At 49.6% G+C, this 573-nt stretch carries 1 protein-coding gene; it reads left to right on the top strand.

The genetic code is table 11. The annotated features are described in order from the left end of the window. Positions 1-573, top strand: a 573-nt coding sequence (locus R7E78_RS28895) for a nitrate- and nitrite sensing domain-containing protein (RefSeq protein ID WP_318058985.1), incomplete at both ends; no start/stop codon positions are given.

Below are 573 nucleotides of genomic sequence, written 5' to 3' on the forward strand. Positions count from 1 at the left end.
GATGTCCAAGTGCAGCTCAATCGACTCAATCAGGTTCGACAAGGGGTTGATCGCCTTTCGCCTCAAATCGCACCTTTTGGTTATTACTCCAACCTGAATCAGCTCATCATCGACAACATCGACATTTTGATTGCACAGACTCAAAGCCGAGAGCTAGGTACGCTTGGCGATGCGTTGATCTCTGTGATCGTGATGAAAGAGCGTGCAGGCCAAGCACGCGGCGCACTTAATGGGGTATTTGCGAAAGGAAGCGCCACATCTGTTTTGTTCTCCAACATTGAGGGATACATCCAATCGGGGGATTACGCATCTAGAAAAGCTCAAATCGCGTTCCCTGAACAATATCGACAGTCATTGCAATCGCACCAAAGTAGTCCTGCGTGGAAGAAGGTTGAGCAAGTACAGCAATCCTTCCTTAACCAGAGTGCCAACCTAGACAGCATTCAGGGGCCTCAAGCAACGGAATGGTTTCCTATGGCAACCGAGCGCATCGGTCTCATGAACCAGTTGCGTAACCAAATGGTTGATCAGATGCTCAGTGCAGCACAACATTCCGCGCAGCAAGCCACGTTA

The organism is Vibrio sp. YT-19(2023), assembly GCF_033337395.1.